At 68.7% G+C, this 14,039-nt stretch carries 15 protein-coding genes and 2 tRNA genes; 7 read left to right on the top strand and 10 right to left on the bottom strand.

The genetic code is table 11. The features are described 5' to 3' along the window. Window positions 1-103 precede the first annotated feature (103 nt). The 3 genes from H8F25_RS14445 to H8F25_RS14435 form a co-directional block, all read right to left on the bottom strand. Window positions 104-1,051 (bottom strand): energy-coupling factor transporter transmembrane component T, encoded by a 948-nt coding sequence (locus H8F25_RS14445; RefSeq protein WP_197211004.1) that lies wholly within the window; start codon window positions 1,049-1,051, stop codon window positions 104-106. Between the two features lie 24 nt (window positions 1,052-1,075). Then, window positions 1,076-2,440, bottom strand: coding sequence for a ribosome biogenesis GTPase Der (gene der, locus H8F25_RS14440; protein ID WP_197211003.1), 1,365 nt, complete (start codon window positions 2,438-2,440; stop codon window positions 1,076-1,078). Window positions 2,441-2,533: 93 nt separating this feature from the next. Then, complete coding sequence (locus H8F25_RS14435; RefSeq protein WP_231597386.1) at window positions 2,534-3,004, bottom strand: DUF1823 family protein; 471 nt, start codon at window positions 3,002-3,004, stop codon at window positions 2,534-2,536. A gap of 497 nt (window positions 3,005-3,501) precedes the next feature. Here H8F25_RS14435 and dusB point away from each other — a divergent pair, with 497 nt between their 5' ends. Beyond that, complete coding sequence (gene dusB, locus H8F25_RS14430) at window positions 3,502-4,581, top strand: tRNA dihydrouridine synthase DusB (RefSeq protein WP_231596874.1); 1,080 nt, start codon at window positions 3,502-3,504, stop codon at window positions 4,579-4,581. A 35-nt stretch (window positions 4,582-4,616) separates the two neighbouring features. Here the strand turns inward: dusB and H8F25_RS14425 are convergent, their stop codons facing one another. Both H8F25_RS14425 and cobI read right to left on the bottom strand, forming a co-directional pair. Continuing rightward, a complete protein-coding gene (locus tag H8F25_RS14425) occupies window positions 4,617-5,336 on the bottom strand; it encodes a DUF4079 family protein (protein WP_197211000.1) in 720 nt (239 codons plus the stop codon). Then, a complete protein-coding gene (gene cobI / locus H8F25_RS14420; protein WP_197210999.1) occupies window positions 5,333-6,118 on the bottom strand; it encodes a precorrin-2 C(20)-methyltransferase in 786 nt (261 codons plus the stop codon). The genes H8F25_RS14425 and cobI overlap by 4 nt, the downstream gene beginning before the upstream one ends. A gap of 204 nt (window positions 6,119-6,322) precedes the next feature. Between cobI and H8F25_RS14415 the strand changes: the two genes are divergently transcribed. Beyond that, window positions 6,323-6,895 (top strand): acireductone dioxygenase, encoded by a 573-nt coding sequence (locus H8F25_RS14415; protein ID WP_197210998.1) that lies wholly within the window; start codon window positions 6,323-6,325, stop codon window positions 6,893-6,895. Between the two features lie 109 nt (window positions 6,896-7,004). Here the strand turns inward: H8F25_RS14415 and H8F25_RS14410 are convergent, their stop codons facing one another. Beyond that, entirely contained in the window at window positions 7,005-8,009 is a 1,005-nt protein-coding gene (locus H8F25_RS14410; RefSeq protein WP_197210997.1) for a GGDEF domain-containing protein, read from the bottom strand. Then, entirely contained in the window at window positions 8,006-8,590 is a 585-nt protein-coding gene (locus tag H8F25_RS14405) for a heme NO-binding domain-containing protein (protein WP_197210996.1), read from the bottom strand. The genes H8F25_RS14410 and H8F25_RS14405 overlap by 4 nt, the downstream gene beginning before the upstream one ends. A 378-nt stretch (window positions 8,591-8,968) precedes the next feature. Here H8F25_RS14405 and H8F25_RS14400 point away from each other — a divergent pair, with 378 nt between their 5' ends. Then, the gene (locus H8F25_RS14400) at window positions 8,969-10,036 is read left to right on the top strand and encodes an ecdysteroid 22-kinase family protein (RefSeq protein WP_231596873.1); all 1,068 of its coding nucleotides are present in this window, start codon (window positions 8,969-8,971) and stop codon (window positions 10,034-10,036) included. Between the two features lie 4 nt (window positions 10,037-10,040). Here H8F25_RS14400 and H8F25_RS14395 read toward each other — a convergent pair whose 3' ends face one another. Both H8F25_RS14395 and aroQ read right to left on the bottom strand, forming a co-directional pair. Further along, window positions 10,041-10,745: a tRNA-(ms[2]io[6]A)-hydroxylase gene (locus tag H8F25_RS14395; RefSeq protein ID WP_197210994.1), complete on the bottom strand. Its 705-nt coding sequence runs from the start codon at window positions 10,743-10,745 to the stop codon at window positions 10,041-10,043. After that, a complete protein-coding gene (gene aroQ, locus H8F25_RS14390; protein WP_197210993.1) occupies window positions 10,742-11,194 on the bottom strand; it encodes a type II 3-dehydroquinate dehydratase in 453 nt (150 codons plus the stop codon). The genes H8F25_RS14395 and aroQ overlap by 4 nt, the downstream gene beginning before the upstream one ends. Before the next feature lie 110 nt (window positions 11,195-11,304). Here aroQ and H8F25_RS14385 point away from each other — a divergent pair. The 4 genes from H8F25_RS14385 to H8F25_RS14370 all read left to right on the top strand — a co-directional run bounded on the left by H8F25_RS14385 (window position 11,305) and on the right by H8F25_RS14370 (window position 13,027). Further along, a tRNA-Tyr gene (locus H8F25_RS14385) sits at window positions 11,305-11,386 on the top strand. Between the two features lie 10 nt (window positions 11,387-11,396). After that, window positions 11,397-11,468 (top strand) — tRNA-Thr (locus H8F25_RS14380). A gap of 100 nt (window positions 11,469-11,568) precedes the next feature. Beyond that, the gene (locus H8F25_RS14375) at window positions 11,569-12,708 is read left to right on the top strand and encodes a hypothetical protein (RefSeq protein ID WP_197210992.1); all 1,140 of its coding nucleotides are present in this window, start codon (window positions 11,569-11,571) and stop codon (window positions 12,706-12,708) included. A 19-nt stretch (window positions 12,709-12,727) separates the two neighbouring features. After that, on the top strand, window positions 12,728-13,027 hold the full coding sequence (locus tag H8F25_RS14370; protein WP_231596872.1) for a hypothetical protein: 300 nt from the start codon (window positions 12,728-12,730) through the stop codon (window positions 13,025-13,027). Between the two features lie 142 nt (window positions 13,028-13,169). On the opposite strand, the gene H8F25_RS14365 is transcribed toward H8F25_RS14370, so the two are convergent. Further along, the gene (locus H8F25_RS14365) at window positions 13,170-13,925 is read right to left on the bottom strand and encodes a hypothetical protein (RefSeq protein WP_197210990.1); all 756 of its coding nucleotides are present in this window, start codon (window positions 13,923-13,925) and stop codon (window positions 13,170-13,172) included. Between the last annotated feature and the right edge of the window lie 114 nt (window positions 13,926-14,039).

The raw sequence follows: 14,039 nt of genomic DNA, 5'->3' as shown, positions 1-14,039 counted from the left end.
CATGGCCATCCCGCCGACGCCTGCACCACAGGGGCATCCACAGCAGCCTGCTCCGCCGGTGGGAGGCGCTGATGGGGCTGCCGCAGGTGCCGGGCGCCGCTGCTCAGAGCGTGCCCCAGCGCAGGCGCACACCCAGAAACAACAGCAGGCCTGCCAGGGCGATCCAGCTGGATGCCCCCAGGCCACCTGCCTCCTCCCGCAGCTCCTGAGGGGGCAGCCAGCGGCCACCACGGGCCAGCAGCGCCTCGGCCCCCTGCTCGGAGCGGAGAAGCACATTGGCCAGCAGCCGCTCACCCAGCGCCAGCACCAGGGCCAGTCCCCCCTTCCAGCCCAGCGAGCGCAGATGGACCGCCCGTGTGGCCAGCGACCGCAGCAGGTTCTGCAGCTCCTCCTGCACCAGCGGCAGGAAGCGCAGGGAGAGCAGCAGGATGAAGCCCAGCCGCTCCGCCGGCAGGCCGACGCGGCCCAGGGGCATCAGCCACCAGTCGATCGCCCACACCAGCTGCTCGGGCGACGTGGTGAGCAGCAGCAGATTGGCGCTGTGAATCAGGGTGAACAGCAGCGTGGCGCTGTTGAGCCCGAGCTGGGCCGACCTGCGGGTGATGACAACGGGGCCCAGCTCCACCGGCCCGAGCCGGGCCGGTCCCCAGCGCAGCAGCTCCCAGGCCAGGCCACTGCGCGCAGGCGCCGGAGCGCCCGCGACGGGGCCGGGCTGCAGGCGCAGCTCCGTGGGGGGCCGCTGCAGGGTGGCCGGTGGCGTCCCGCCCACGGGCAGCACGCAGGAGAGCAGGCCCACCAGGAGCCCCAGGGCCAGCCAGAGCAGCACGCCCCGCAGCCACAGGCGCAGCGGCAGAGCGCTGACCAGGGTGATCAGCAGCAACAGAACAACCAGAGACAGCCGCCAGAGGGGGCCGGCCAGGATCGGCGTCAGCAGAAAAGCCAGGGTCCAGAGCAGCTTCAGGCGCGGATCGAGATCCCGCAGCCAGGAGCGACGGCCGTCCTCGCCAGGATCGACGTACTGCCCGATCGGCAGCTGGCGCAGCCAGTCCATCAGCGCCAGCCCCTGCCCATCGGCTCAGCGCCCGCGGGAACCGACGCGGGCCAGGTCACGCTCGGCGTCACGCTGCTGCTTGCCGCGCCAGAACAACTTGATCGGCGTGCCCTCAAACCCGAGCCCCTCGCGAATCTGGCGTTCGACATAGCGGCGGTAGGTGTCGCCGAACAGCTTCGGATCATTGACGAACAGCGTGAAGCTCGGCGGCCCGCTGGCCACCTGGGTGCCGTAATAGAGCCGGCCCTGGCGACCGCCGCGCGTGGTGGGCGGAGAGCGCCAGCGCAGGGCCTCCTGCAGCACCTCATTGACCACCGAAGTGCTCACCCGGCGGCGGTGCTGCTCTACCGCCAGTTTGGCCAGGGGGAAGATCGCGTTGACGCGCTGGCCGTTGAGGGCCGAGGTGAACAGCATCGGCGCCCAGTCCAGAAAGTAGAGGCGGGCGCGCAGCTCCTTCTCCATCGCCGGCATCGTGTGGCTGTCCTTCTCGATCGCGTCCCACTTGTTGACGACCACCACGCAGGCGCGGCCGTCCTCCTCAATGCGGCCCGCCAGCCGCTGGTCCTGCTCGGTGACGCCATCGAGGGCATCGATCACCAGCACGCAGACATCGCTGCGCTCGATCGCCTTGAAGCTGCGGTTGATGCCGAAGAATTCCGGGCCGTAGTCAACGCTGCGCCGGCGGCGGATGCCGGCAGTGTCGAGCAGCTTCCAGCTGACACCTTCACGCTCGATCGTGGTGTCGATCGTGTCGCGGGTGGTGCCGCGGATCGGGCTGACGATGGCCCGGTTCTCACCGCTGATGGCATTGAGGAGGCTCGATTTGCCCACATTCGGCCGGCCGATGATCGCCAGCTGGATCGGCTCCTCCCCGTCCTCGCTGCCCACCGGCGGCAGGAAGGAGATCACCTTGTCGAGCAGATCCCCGGTGCCGGCGCCGTGGATGGCGGAGATCGGCCAGGGCTCGCCCAGGCCCAGCCCCCAGAACTCACCGGCCATCGCCAGGCCCTGCTGCGGCGACTCGCACTTGTTCACCGCCAGCAGCACCGGCACGTCCTGGAAGCGCAGCCATTCGGCGATCGCCTCATCGGCGGCGGTGAGACCCTGCTGGCCATCGACGATCATCAGGGCCACCGAGGCTTCCTCCAGCGCCAGGGCGGCCTGCTCACGGATCTCCGGCAGGAATTCGCTGTCGTCGTCGAACACCAGGCCGCCGGTGTCGACCACCTTGAAGGTGCGATCCCCCCAGAACCCATCCTGATAGGTGCGATCGCGGGTCACTCCCGGCTGATCGTGAACGATCGCCTCGCGGCTGCGACAGAGGCGATTGACCAGGGTGGATTTGCCCACATTGGGTCGCCCGACGATGGCGACGACAGGAAGAGCCACGTTGCGTTATCCCAACTACGGAAGTCCTGTCTTGACCCTACAGACCCATCCTCGGCCTGGCCGCCGAGGGGCAGGCGTCACGCCCGCGGGATCTCAGCGCACCGGCAGATCGCCGGGGTGGCCGGCCACCGGATCGGCGGGCATCTCCAGCAGCGGCGGCAGAGGGCCCGCCTCCGGCAGCGGCTCGCCCCGCTCGGCCAGGTGGGCCAGCAGCCAGTTCACGGCGGTGGCGCGGCGGGTGCGGCGCGGGTACAGCTCGCCGATGCGATAGCCGGCGAACGCGAGCTGTTCCTTCAGCAGCTGCTTGTGCTCCTTCGCAATCGACCGGGTCAGGGCGACGCTGGGCGGACGCTCGGCGATGAACTGGGGCTCGACCGGGAAGGCCTCGCGCCAGCGGGCCTCGGTGGAAGGTCCGGCGCACCACCGCCCCGCGGCATCCCGGGCGTAGCCCAGCCGCGGCCATACCAGTTCACACACGAACCGGTCGCTGGTGCGGTCGGCCAGCACCGCCTCGAGCAGCTCACGGCTGAGGGGATGAGGTGCGGAATCGGGGGCGGCGTCCACGGCGGCGAAGGGCTGGAGCGCCACCCAGCATGACGAGCCCGCCGCCGCCACGGCCCGCAGGGCCCCGCTCGAGCGCTCTGGATGACCCACAACACTCCGGAGGTGCCGCCCTTGCCTGTGCAAGAGGGCAGCCATCCCATTGGGGAACTCAGGTGTTGTTGCCCGGGCTGGCTGCGGAGCGACATGGGTCATCACGGGAGCGCTTGGCCCGTGGGCCCCACGCAGCGGTTTCGCCAGCGGGGTCTCGGAGGCCTGAGCCACCCGCGCCCCCCCCGGGTGACCACAGACCCCCCGAAGCGTCCCGGTTCACGCCGGTCCCGCGGTGCCTCTGCCCCACTCGACGGTCCAGGCCACCAGGTCCCCCCCTGACGTCGCCGTGGAGCCTGCCCCGAGCCCGAACAGCGAGGACGGAGCTGGTGCCTCGCCGCGTGCAGCCAGGATCGGGGATGCCCGCATGCGCCGATCGCGTGATGACTGAGGCCTGCGCAACGACAGCCATGCTGACCGTCGCCCCCGAAGCACGCCTGGCACCAGGCCCCCTCTTCCCGCAGGACCTCGAGCTGGGCGGGCGCGGCACGGCCCGATCGCTGCGCTGCCGGGTGCTGCAGTCCCCGCTGGCGGGGGTGAGCGACCGCATCTTCCGGGGCCTGGTGCGCCGCTGGGCGCCGGATGCGCTGCTGTTCACCGAGATGGTGAACGCCACCAGCCTCGAGCTCGGCCACGGCCGCCTCAAGGTGGAGGAGCTGGCCGGTGAAGCGGGCCCCATCGGCGTGCAGCTGTTCGATCACCGGCCGGACGGGATGGCGGAGGCGGCGCGGCGGGCCGAGGCGAGCGGCGCCTTCCTGATCGACATCAACATGGGCTGCCCGGTGAAGAAGATCGCCCGCAAGGGGGGCGGCAGCGGCCTGATCCGCGAACCGGAGCTGGCGGCCCGGATTGTGGCGACGGTGGCAGCGGCGGTCAGCGTTCCAGTGACGGTGAAGACGCGCCTCGGCTGGTGCGGCGCTCCCGACGGCGCGGACACCACCGCGGAGGCGGTGCGCTGGTGCCGGCGGCTGGAGGAGGCCGGCGCCCGGATGCTCACCCTGCACGGCCGCACCCGCGAGCAGGGCTTCAAGGGCCAGGCCGACTGGTCAGCGATCGCGGCGGTGAAGCAGGCGCTGCGCATTCCCGTGATCGCCAACGGAGACATCCACGGACCCGATGACGCCCTGCGCTGCCTGCAGATCACCGGCGCCGACGGGGTGATGGTGGGGCGGGGCACCATGGGTCATCCCTGGCTGGTGGGCCAGATCGATGCGGCCCTCAGCGGCCGGCCCGTGCCGCCCGCTCCCGGCCCGCGCGCGCGGCTGGAGCTGGCGGCGGAACAGCTGCAGGCGCTGGTGGCATCCCGCGGCGATCACGGCCTGCTGATCGCCCGCAAGCACATGGGCTGGACCTGCAACGGCTTCGCCGGCGCCCCGAAAATGCGCCACGCCCTGATGCGCGCACCGACACCATCGGAGGCCCTGGAACTGCTGATGCGGGCCGTCGAGCAGCTGGCCCCCACGCCACAGAGGGGCCCCGACGACGACTGAACGGCCCTGGTGGCGCCTGACAGCCATGGGGCCCGTCAGAGCGCGGGCAGCCCCGGCGGAGGCGGCATCGGGCAGCTGCGGGCCAGCGGATCACAGCTCAGGATCGCCGGGGTCTGCCAGCTGAGGGGCATCTGCAGCAGATCGCGGCTGCCGGTGATCGCCTGCACCGCCAGCAGCACCATCACCAGGAGATTGAGCAGCAGATGCAGGCGGCGCAGCCGCGGCATCCGAGTGATCTCCGGGCGGGCCGCCGTGGTGAACAGCAGCAGACCGGTGAGCAGCACGCCGCTCCAGTAGTGGGAACCCCAGAAACCAGCGCTCAGGGGGTTGTCCGACAGGCGCCAGATCTCCGGCTGGCTTCCGAGGCCCAGAAGTCCAGCCCAGCAGAGCAGCGCGAAGCTGGCCCGCAGCGCGGCCCGCCGCACCCGCAGCAGCGCCAGCAACGCCACCAGGGTGCCGGCGGCCACGAGCCCCAGCAAAAGCTGGCGGGGCAGGGCCAGGACGGGGGAGCCCGAGGCCCACCCATGGGCGAGCAGCGAGTAGAGCAGGGCGATCAGCACCGCCACCACCACGCCGCCCGTGACCCAGGCGCCATGGGCGGCGTGCTCCACCGGCACCAGATCGGGCTGGCGGGTGATGCCCAGGCGCTTCTCCCGCACCAGGATCCCGAGGCGGATCGTGGCACCGATCACCGGGTACACGAACAGAACGATCAGCACCGGGTGCAGCAACGCCAGCCAGTCGAGGGCTGTCATGGCAGAACCTCCGGCCAGCTCTGGCGGATCAGCAGGAGTGAAAAGTAGGGCTGCGCCTCCGCCGGCACCTGATCCGCCGCCGCCAGCAGCTGATCGCCCCAGCCCACCCGACGTGCGAACAGAGCCGCAGTGAGCAGGCCCCGCTCCGCCAGGAGCGGCTGCACCCAGCGCCAGCGGCGCCCCAGCTTGAGCAGAGCCAGCACCGTGCGAGTGACCGCCGCCTGCTCCAGCAGGCCAATCAGCTCCTCCGGGCTCTCCGGCGTGGGGCGGATGAGCAGCCCCTCCTGCTGCAGCGCCAGCGGCCAGGCCATCCCCTCGCCGGAGGCCGCCGCCGCCGCCGCCGCCACGGCCGGGATACCGGGCACGACGCGCACCGCGCAGGCCGGATGCCGCTCGGCCAGGGCCAGCAACACGTAAGAGCAGCTGGCGTAGAGCGAGGCGTCGCCCTCGCAGAGCAGCACCACCGCCGCGCCGGCGGACACCTCGGCGGCAAGGGCGGCGGCGGCGGCATGCCAGGCACGACGGCGCGGCTCGGCCTCCTCCACCATCGGGAACAGCAGCGGCAGGTGACGCTGATCCGGCGCGATCCAGGGCGCGGCGATACGGGCCGCCATGCCCTCGGCCCCAGGCTCGGCGACGGGATAGGCCACCACCGTCGCCGCGTTGATCGCCCGGACGGCGGCCACGGTCAGCAGCTCCGGGTCACCGGGCCCCACCCCCACCAACGTCAGACCGGGAGCGGCGACGGCCGCCCCAACCAGGAGATCTCGATCCAGCCCCATGGCCCCTCCACCGCGTCACAGCCCCGGGCAGCCTGCCAGTGACGGCCGACGCCCCAGCCCCGAAGGCCGATCACACGCCAACTCGATCGGGCCCCGGCAGCCCACCCGATCGCGCCTGACCACCATGGCCGCAGCTGACGCGGGCATCAAACGTCACGGACAGGCTCCTTAGGCTGGTCCCATCCCTGAGGCCCTGGCACAGCGGTGAGCCAACTGCAGATCTTCCCGGTGGAGGCCCACGGCTATCCCCTCCCCACTCTCGCCAGCAACGACCCGGCGCTGATCGCGGCGGAGCTGGCCCAGCGCGGCATCGGTTTCGAGCATTGGCCGGCGCGGGTGGAGCTGGCCCCGGAGGCCACGACCGAGCAGATCCTGGCCGCCTACGCCCCCGAGATCGCCCGGGTGCAGGCGAGCGGCACCTATCCCACCGTCGACGCGATCCGCCTGACACCGGACCATCCGGATCGGGAGGCCCTGCGACAGAAATTTCTCGCGGAACACACCCACAGCGAGGACGAGGTGCGCTTCTTCGTCGAAGGCCGCGGCCTCTTCTGCCTGCACATCGGTGAGGAGGTGCTGCAGGTGCTCTGCGAGGCCGAAGACTGGATCCGCGTGCCGGCCGGCACCAGGCACTGGTTCGACATGGGAAGCGAACCGTGCTTCACCGCGATCCGCTTCTTCGACAATCCGGAGGGCTGGGTGGCGCAGTTCACCGGCGATCCGATCGCCGAGCGCTTTCCGCTGCTGGACGGGGCACTGCCAGGCCGCGGCCACTGAAGCCCTCGGCCAGCAGACTTCGGTCCCCGCCCCCGGGGGCGGCAGAGTGTGGTGAGACCGTCAGGACTGAGACCGTCGGGACAAGGCGGCCGACCGCCGGCAGGCACTCTCAGGCCAGGCTGACGAAGCGGCTTCGGCCACCATGTTTCGCCTGGTAGAGAGCTTTATCCGCCTTGGCGATCAGCAGGGTGGCATCCATCGTCCCGGTCGCACCAGACGGCTGACTGCCCTGAAGGCGAGGGTCAGCACACGCCACCCCGGCGCTGACGGTGATGCGAGGGTTGCACGGCATCGCCTCCAGCTGAGGATCGAGCTGCAGGGGGGCCCGCGCAAACCCAGCAATGATGCGCTCCGCCACCTTCTGTCCGCCGGCAAGATCCGTGGCCGGCAACAGCACGGCGAATTCCTCTCCGCCATAGCGGTACACCCGATCGCCACTCCGGCCCACCAACTCCACCAGCCGCTGGGCCACGCCCCGCAGGCAGGCATCACCGGCCGGATGGCCGTGGCGATCGTTGAAGCGCTTGAAGTGGTCCACATCCACCAGGAGCAACACCAGGGGGACACCTCGGTCTCGCTGCTCGGCCAGGGCCGCGCTGATCTCCCGGTTGAACAGCAGCCGGTTGCCCACTCCCGTGAGCGCATCGCGGGTGGCGAGCAGTTCCAGATCACTGGTTCGCCGCTGGACCCGATCGGCGATGGTGATGTCCTTGGTCTGCAGCATCACCAGGGCATCGGCGAGCGCATCGTGGCGGGCGATGTCACTGAGGCGGATCCCCAGGGAACTGAGCCGGTCGAGACTGCTCACCACGGGGGTGCTCAGAAAGAGGGCGTAAGGCTCTTCCACCAGCAACTGGCCCTTGAGCTGCAGGGGAAGCTTCGGGAACTCGAGGACGATGAGCTTGTGGCTGAGCCGCGCCAGGCCTGAAAGGCTGGGTTCGGGCAACGGCGGACGATGCAGGCGCGCCTGCTCCAGCAGCGGGGCCCCACACACATCCGGGCCCAGCAGACGCTGCAGCGCAGGGCCCAGCTGGCGGATCACCAGGGTGGAATCGACCACCACGTGGAAGGGGAACAGCTCCGGGAAGCGCTGCGCCGAGGGGGCCAGGTTCACGGCTGCTCGATCACGCCACCGGGCGAGGTCTGCGGCGGTTCGTAGCGCACCGAAAAGACATCGTGATCGGCACCTTCGCCGCGACTCGCCAGCTGCTCCACCTCCACCGGCGTATCGAACCGATCGCCGAGGCCTTCCACCAGGCCGATCACCATCGGCGCCAACCCCTGCCGACTGGAGTGGTAGTGGAGATGCATCGTGCCCTGATCGTGTTCCTCAGTGTCGAAGCTGGGAGGGACCAGCTGGGGGAAGTTGACGCCCACCCGGGCATGCAGGTCATCGAGGTTGTTGAGAAATTCCGGCAGGCTGGAGCCCGCCATGTCCATCAGGGGTCCGTAGCCCTCGGCGGCGGTGTACTTGACCCAGAACTCCCCGAAGGCCCGCAGCAGCGCGTGGGGATCATCATGGAGTTCGACGCTGGCCGCCATCACCAGCCGGTGGGTGAGGTCATCGGGATACGGCTCCATTCCCTCGAAGGTGTCGACCTCGAGCTCGGCGCGCTGCCGCACCCAGGCCCAGATCTCCTCCCCATGGTTCACCAGGATCATGTCGCGGATGGCTTGATTGACCAGGCCGTACATGGAGCCTTGAAGAGGGGAGCCATTGCGGTCACGGTAGGCGCAGGGGAGGGAATCGGTCGGACCGGGTTCGTCATGGCCGCCCCGATCGCTGCCGGATCGCTTCAGAGCCGCCGCCCGGGACGCTCCGGGACGCGCTGCGGATCGGGTCGCCAGTGGGCAGCGCACCCCGCTTCACGGCCCTGCGCGTTGTCCAGAACCTGGAGGGCTGGGTGGCGCAGTTCACGGGGGATGCGCGCCGAGCGATTTCCGCTGCTGGACGGGGCAGAGCCTGCGTAAGCCTCAGGACGTCAACGGTGACAGGAGCGTACGACCCGCCATAGTGCTTTCACGAGGCGGTTGAGACGCATGGCTGGCTCCGATCCGACCTCTGAGCTCCCTGTGGGGGCGGTCAAGCATCCGGAACCCGCCTGGATCGGCGAGGCGCTCGGCACCACGGTGCGCAGCCTGGAAGCCAGGCTTCTTGGCGAGGCCAGAGGCTTTCAATCCACCACCTGGCGGCTGCGGCTGGACTACGCACCGGAGGCCGGCGGACCGGGCAGCGTGATCCTCAAGAGCGAAACGGCCGACCAGGACTTCAATGCCTTCAGCCGCCTCAACAACGCCTTCGGGCGCGAGGTGGGCGTCTACACCCACTGCACGCCCAGGCTGAAGAATCACCAGCCCACCGTGTATGCGAGCAATACCGGTGATCCAAGCTGGCTGTTGCTGGAGGATCTCACCCACCTGCGCTCCGGCGATCAGGTGATCGGCCTCACCGATCAGGAGACCCTGGCCAGCATCCGGCGCATGGCCGCCATCCATGCGGAGTTCTGGCTGGATCCCGGCCTGCGGCAACACGACTGGCTGCCGGATCATGGCTTCTGGTTCGCCACTCCCAATGGAGAGATCGTCGAGGATTTCTTCGCCACCTATGGGGTGCGCTTCGGCCCGGAGGTGAGCCGCCTGTACCGCGCGGTTCTGGAGCAGAACGACGCCATCGATCAGGCACTGGCCGAACGCCCCTGGACCCTCGTTCACGGTGACCTGCGGGCCGACAATCTGCTGTTCAGCGACACAGCGGACGATGCAACCTCGGTGATCATCGATTGGTCGTGGGCCAGCCGCAGCCTGGCCGCCATCGACATCGCCTTCCTGGTGGGCGGCAGCACGCCAACCTCCCAGCGCCTGGGGCGCCATGAGGAGCTGCTGCTCGCCTGGCATCAGGAGTTGGTGGCACGCGGCGTCCGGGATTACCCGCTGCAGGAGGCACGGCGCGACCTGCAACTGGCGGCCCTGCGCTGCATCACGGCCGGTGGTGCGATGCACGGCTTCTCGCGAGGTCCGGACACCCCGATCCGCGCCGCCCTGTTCATGGATGACGCGATCCAGCGCCATGCCGCCTACGCCGTGGAGATCGAGGCCTGGGAAGCGCTGCCCGATCCCACCGGCTTCAGCCGGAACCGCTGAGGCGTCAGCCCTCCACCCCCACCGAGTGCATCCGCACCCCCTCGTGATCGGCCAACTCCCCGCTGAGCGCCTGCACCTCCTGCGCCGCCAGCAGCTCCAGCCGCTCCACCGTGGCGGCCCGGCCGAAGCGCTCTTCGGCCAGCAGCCAGTACAGACCGAAGTGGCGAGCCTCACTGGCCAGCAGCGCTCCGTAGAGCGCCCGTAGCTCCGGGTCGGGGCTGTGGGCGGCCAGGAGTGCCATGCGCTCGTGGCTGCGGGCCTCGATCAGCCCTGCCACCAGAAACGAATCGAGCCTGCGTTCCGGCTCACCCTTGCGCACCGCCGCGCTGAGGGTGGCGCCATAGGCCGGAGCCGGCAGGGGTCGCAGGGCGATGCCACGACCCTCCAGCAGCGACACCACCTGCTCAAAATGCTCGAGCTCCTCACGGGCGATCGGGCTGAGCACAGCCGCCAGGGCGGCATCGCCGGGGTAGCGGAACATCAGCTGCAATGCCACCCCGGCCGCCTTGCGCTCGCAGTGGGCGTGATCGATCAGCACCAGATCGGGCCTGGCGATCGCCTGCTCCAGCCAGCGGGCACTGCTGGGAGCGGCCAGCCACTTCACCCGGGCGGTGGGATTGGCGGGTGCCACCGGTAGGGGGTCCGCGACGCGCCCACCGGAGGGGTTCACGGCGGCCAGAGAAGCATGTGGCAGGGGAGCAGCGCTCATGGCTGAGGCGAGGCGCCGGCCCGCAGATGCCCCAGCAGCCCCTGCAGGGCCAGGCTGTAGCTGGCGGCCCCGAAGCCGCAGAGCACGCCCACCGCCTTGTCCGCCAGACAGGAGTGATGCCGGAACGGCTCACGGGCGTGCACGTTGCTCAGATGCAGCTCGACGAAGGGGATCGCGACTGCCAGAAGGGCGTCGCGCAGGGCGATCGAGGTGTGCGTGTAGGCGCCGGCATTGATCAGGATGCCGTCCATCTGCCCCCGGGCCGCATGGATGCGGTCCACCAGGGCACCTTCGTGGTTGCTCTGGAAGCAGTCCAGTTCCACGCCCAGGATCTTCGCTTCCGAACGCAGGGCGGTCTCGATGGCCTCAAGGGTCGCGGCGCCATAGAGGCCGGGCTCCCGGAGGCCCAGGAGGTTGAGGTTGGGCCCGTTGAGCAGCAGAACGCGCATGGTGGAAGCCGTCCTGGAACATCGGACACCTTGTCAAAGGCCATGCTACGGAGCGAGCCGCAGGGGGAAGGGGCGGACCGGTCGGCTGGTAAGTTCTTGGGGTGTGGTTCGGGTCGGTGCCCGAGTGGTTAATGGGGGCGGACTGTAAATCCGCTGGCTCTGCCTACGTTGGTTCAAATCCAACCCGGCCCACCTTCCACATGCCCTTGTAGCTCAGCGGTAGAGCACTCCCTTGGTAAGGGAGAGGTCACGAGTTCAAGTCTCGTCAAGGGCTTCCTCGAAATCCTGTCAGGAACTACCTTTTGCCTCCGGTCATATGGAGGCAAGTGGAGGCATCTCGCGGCATTCGGGGTCAAAAAAGGGTAAATTTACCCTTGGCGGAGGGTCAGAAGGTCATTGATCTGACCGTCAGCGCACTGGCTGCCCGCTGCTCGGGAACCTTCGGGCGGGGGTTCCGGCTGCGGTCGGTGGGGCGGCGGCTGTACGTCCAGCTCACTGGCCGGCGGGTGCCGCTGTACCTGGATTTCGAGGCCGATCCGGTGGACGTCCAGGAACGGGCGCTGGCCCTGTTGCGCTTCCGCCACGAGCACAAGGACGGGTTCGACTCGGACGCCTGGCACGAGGCCTGCTTCGGGGAAGGGGTAAGAACGGGTAAAAGGCCGGGCCGCAAGGGCAAGAGTGAAAAGCGCCGGTTGGACGTGAATGAGGTGGCGGCGATCTGGCAACGGTTCAAGCGCGCCCAGGGGGTGTCGGACGCCACGATCGAGCGGCACTACTTCAGCCGCCTGCGCCAACTGGACCCCGAGCAGCCGCTGAGCGACAGCTCACTACTCCAGGCCATCGAGCAGACGAGTCCTAGGAGCCCCAGCAGGAGACGCGCTGTGGCTTTCCTGCGGCAGCTTTGCGAGCTGTGCGGGCAGCCCTGGAACGGCCCCCTGTTGGATCCCCTGCAGAACGCCGGCATGGCCGTGGAGCACAGGCCCCAGGCGTTCTTCTCAGACGATGAGATCAAGAAGATCACCAGCGGCGGCCTGAGTGGCCCCTGGCAGCGGGTCGTAGTGCTGCTGGCCGTCTATGGCCTGCGGCCCTGGGAGGCCTGGGTGGCTGAGCCCTCAAAGGATCGCCCGGACTGCATCTGGATCCCGGCCGGGAAGACCAACCGCCATGGCACCACTCCGCCGCGGCAGGTGCCGCCGTTTCACCCGGAGTGGGTGGAGGAGTTCCGACTGCCCCAGCTCTGGGCCAAGCCGCTGCCATCCTTAAGCAGCAAGTCCCAGGCCGGCGCCCGGGTGAACCAGCACCTGCGCCGCCATGGTCTGATCGGCGGCGAGGGGCAAACGTCCTACGGGTTCCGGCATGCCTACGCCCGGCGGCTGCATTCACCGCGCTACCGGGTGACCGATGCTCATGCCTCGCTGTTCATGGGACACACCGTGGCGGCCCACCACAAGGCCTACCGCAGTTGGCTGGGAGGGGAGGATCCAATTGCGCTTTATCAGGGGCCCCTCCCGTAGGGATCGCCCTACCAGCAAGGTGCCCTTCACGGTCAGTAGACTGATAATCATTCCAAAGATTGCTTTGCTATCCGTGGAGATGAGCAGTCAATTCCGCGAGGAATCCTGGGTAAGCATTGGCGCAGCCAGCGAATCCCTGCAGATCGGCCAGGCAACACTTCACCGACTCAAGGACCATCAATTACTAGAGCCTGGCACTCACTGGCTGCGCACAACTCCTGGCAAGACAAGCAAGATCCTGTGGAATCCAAATAAGATCCGGGAAGCCATGGCTGCCTGGTCAAAGCCAAATCAACAACAAGCAACCATTCCGATGTGATCAACTGCCTTCGGAAAATGGAGGCAGAGCTGATCAATGCTGAGCAGCAGCAAGGCAACTCCAAACGTCAGCCGATTCAGTTGCAGCAGTTGAAACATCCTGCAGCCATACCGCTTCACTTATTGCATTGGCAATGGGTCCATTAGCCCTGCCTCAACCTGCCCAGCGTCGCCGGGTGCACGGGCACATCCACGGCCCTGAGCAAGCGTTGAGGATCGGAATGGGTGATCGAAGGCCAGGGCCAGCTCACCTCTTCAGCGATGCGAAGACGGTGCAGCGCCACGACCATCACTTCTTCTGGCCGGCCGGCCAGTAGCCGTTCCCGCCAGCGGGCACGATCGCCCACAACGGGCACGTGTGGATCAAACAGCCGCTGATTAAGCAGCAGGCCGGCGAGATAGTCGGGCGGTAGCCAGGGCAGCTGGGCCTCCGGGGCAGGCAATCGGGGTAGCCCGCGGCATTCAATCCAGCCGATGCCCTGTTGCAGTTCGTCCACCTGATCGGCATCCAGCCGCCCATCCAGCATCAAGAGCACATCGTTGATGCCGCCATAGGGCCGGCCGGTGGCAAGGGCCAGCGCCAACCGCCATTCCGGGCTATCCAGTTCGCGAGCCAGCAGCTCAAACCAGGACGGTGGCAATTCAGGCTTGCCGAAGCGAAACCTGGCCGTCTGCTTCTCGCGGCTGAGCAGTTCCTCTTGGCGCCTCCGGGCCACCAGCTGTCGCAGCAAAGTTGCGAACGACCCGCCGCCACCTGAGAGCACCTCCAACTCGGCGACAACCCGTTCAGCTGCGTGGCGATGGCTGGCCGGAACAGTCAGGATCCTTGGAACGACTGCGAAGCGAGTTGGCAAACGATGCCAGAGCTGCCAGCGCATCGGTGCGGTCTTCCTGGTCATCGCGGAGGGGGAATACCTCGACCAGCACCGGGATCTTGGTGCCCTGGCCAACGCGGCCCGGGAAGCAGTAGAGGGCAAAGCCCGAGAGCCCCTGCTGGCGGCCTGCTGCGCAAC

Source organism: Synechococcus sp. CBW1004, from assembly GCF_015840715.1.
GTDB lineage: Bacteria > Cyanobacteriota > Cyanobacteriia > PCC-6307 > Cyanobiaceae > Cyanobium.
The sequence above is the reverse complement of the archived record's forward strand: the minus strand, read 5'-3'. Positions and strand labels throughout refer to the sequence as shown.